1 rRNA gene is annotated in these 3,044 nt (G+C 52.6%); it reads right to left on the reverse strand.

Features of this window, described 5'->3' with window-relative positions:
* Nucleotides 1-4 precede the first annotated feature (4 nt).
* Nucleotides 5-2,940 (reverse strand): 23S ribosomal RNA (locus I5J82_RS20145).
* Nucleotides 2,941-3,044 lie beyond the last annotated feature (104 nt).

Genomic DNA, 3,044 nt, shown 5'->3' on the forward strand with positions numbered 1-3,044 from the left:
TTTTAAGGATAAGCCCTCGACCGATTAGTATCTGTCAGCTCCACGTGTCACCACGCTTCCACACCAGACCTATCAACCTCATCATCTCTAAGGGGTCTTACTCACTTGCGTGATGGGAAATCTCATCTTGAGGGGGGCTTCATGCTTAGATGCTTTCAGCACTTATCCCGTCCACACGTAGCTACCCAGCTATGCCCCTGGCGGAACAACTGGTACACCAGCGGTGTGTCCATCCCGGTCCTCTCGTACTAAGGACAGCTCCTCTCAAATTTCCTGCGCCCGCGACGGATAGGGACCGAACTGTCTCACGACGTTCTGAACCCAGCTCGCGTACCGCTTTAATGGGCGAACAGCCCAACCCTTGGGACCTACTTCAGCCCCAGGATGCGATGAGCCGACATCGAGGTGCCAAACCTCCCCGTCGATGTGGACTCTTGGGGGAGATAAGCCTGTTATCCCCAGGGTAGCTTTTATCCGTTGAGCGATGGCCCTTCCATGCGGAACCACCGGATCACTAAGCCCGACTTTCGTCCCTGCTCGACTTGTAGGTCTCGCAGTCAAGCTCCCTTGTGCCTTTACACTCTGCGAATGATTTCCAACCATTCTGAGGGAACCTTTGGGCGCCTCCGTTACTGTTTAGGAGGCGACCGCCCCAGTCAAACTGCCCACCTGACACTGTCTCCGAACCGGATTACGGTCCAAGGTTAGAATTTCAATACAGCCAGGGTAGTATCCCACCGACGCCTCCACCGAAGCTGGCGCTCCGGCTTCTCAGGCTCCTACCTATCCTGTACAAGCTGTACCAAAATCCAATATCAAGTTGCAGTAAAGCTCCATGGGGTCTTTCCGTCCTGTCGCGGGTAACCTGCATCTTCACAGGTACTATAATTTCACCGGGTCTCTCGTTGAGACAGTATCCAAGTCGTTACACCTTTCGTGCGGGTCGGAACTTACCCGACAAGGAATTTCGCTACCTTAGGACCGTTATAGTTACGGCCGCCGTTTACTGGGGCTTCAATTCAGAGCTTCTCCCAAAGGATAACCCCTCCTCTTAACCTTCCAGCACCGGGCAGGTGTCAGCCCCTATACTTCACCTTGCGGTTTCGCAGAGACCTGTGTTTTTGCTAAACAGTCGCTTGGATCTATTCACTGCGGCTCTCTCGGGCGATAAACCCTATCAGAGCACCCCTTCTCCCGAAGTTACGGGGTCATTTTGCCGAGTTCCTTAACGAGAGTTCTCCCGATCATCTTAGGATTCTCTCCTCGCCTACCTGTGTCGGTTTGCGGTACGGGCACCTCTTTCCTCACTAGAGGCTTTTCTTGGCAGTGTAGGATCAGGGACTTCGGTACTAAAATTTCCCTCGCCATCACAGCTCAGCCTTCACGTTGGGCGGATTTGCCTACCCAACAGCCTAACTGCTTAGACGCACTATTCCATCAGTGCGCTCACCCTACCTTACTGCGTCCCCCCATTGTTCAAACGGAAAGGAGGTGGTACAGGAATATCAACCTGTTATCCATCGCCTACGCTTTTCAGCCTCGGCTTAGGCCCCGACTAACCCTGAGCGGACGAGCCTTCCTCAGGAAACCTTAGGCTTTCGATGGACAAGATTCTCACTTGTCTTTCGCTACTCATACCGGCATTCTCACTTCAAAGCGCTCCACCAGTCCTTCCGGTCTGACTTCGCTGCACTTCGAACGCTCCCCTACCCCTGTACCATACGGTACAAGCCATAGCTTCGGTGATACGTTTAGCCCCGTTACATTTTCGGCGCAGAGTCACTCGACCAGTGAGCTATTACGCACTCTTTAAATGGTGGCTGCTTCTAAGCCAACATCCTGGTTGTCTGGGCAACTCCACATCCTTTGCCACTTAACGTATACTTTGGGACCTTAGCTGATGGTCTGGGCTGTTTCCCTTTTGACTACGGATCTTATCACTCGCAGTCTGACTCCCGCGGATAATTCTCTGGCATTCGGAGTTTGACTGAATTCGGTAACCCTGTGGGGGCCCCTAGTCCAATCAGTGCTCTACCTCCAGGAATCTTGCCGCGAGGCTAGCCCTAAAGCTATTTCGGGGAGAACCAGCTATCTCCGTGTTCGATTGGCATTTCACCCCTACCCACACCTCATCCCCGCACTTTTCAACGTGCGTGGGTTCGGGCCTCCATTCAGTGTTACCTGAACTTCACCCTGGACATGGGTAGATCACACGGTTTCGGGTCTACGACCACGTACTATGTCGCCCTATTCAGACTCGCTTTCGCTGCGGCTCCGTCTTATCAACTTAACCTTGCACGGGATCGTAACTCGCCGGTTCATTCTACAAAAGGCACGCCGTCACCCGTTAATGGGCTCCGACTACTTGTAGGCACACGGTTTCAGGATCTGTTTCACTCCCCTTCCGGGGTGCTTTTCACCTTTCCCTCACGGTACTGGTTCACTATCGGTCACTAGGGAGTATTTAGCCTTGGGAGATGGTCCTCCCGGATTCCGACGGGGTTTCACGTGTCCCGCCGTACTCAGGATCCACTCAGGAGGGAACGAAGTTTCAGCTACAGGGCTGTTACCTTCTTCGGCTGGCCTTTCCAGACCACTTCACCTACTTCGTTCCTTTGTAACTCCGTATAGAGTGTCCTACAACCCCAGAGAGCAAGCTCTCTGGTTTGGGCTGATTCCGTTTCGCTCGCCGCTACTCAGGAAATCGCATTTGCTTTCTCTTCCTCCGGGTACTTAGATGTTTCAGTTCCCCGGGTCTGCCTTCTCATACCCTATGTATTCAGATATGGATACCATCCCATTACGGATGGTGGGTTCCCCCATTCGGAAATCCCCGGATCAATGCTTACTTACAGCTCCCCGAGGCATATCGGTGTTCGTCCCGTCCTTCTTCGGCTCCTAGTGCCAAGGCATCCACCGTGCGCCCTTTCTAGCTTAACCTTATATGATGTTTACACATCAAAGATTCTTGCTTGGCGCAGATTAGATAAATCTATCTGCCTTGCATATTGTTTGGATGTCGATATCTAGTTTTCAAAGAACAT

Origin of the sequence: Fictibacillus halophilus (assembly GCF_016401385.1) — a bacterium.
GTDB lineage: Bacteria > Bacillota > Bacilli > Bacillales > Fictibacillaceae > Fictibacillus > Fictibacillus halophilus.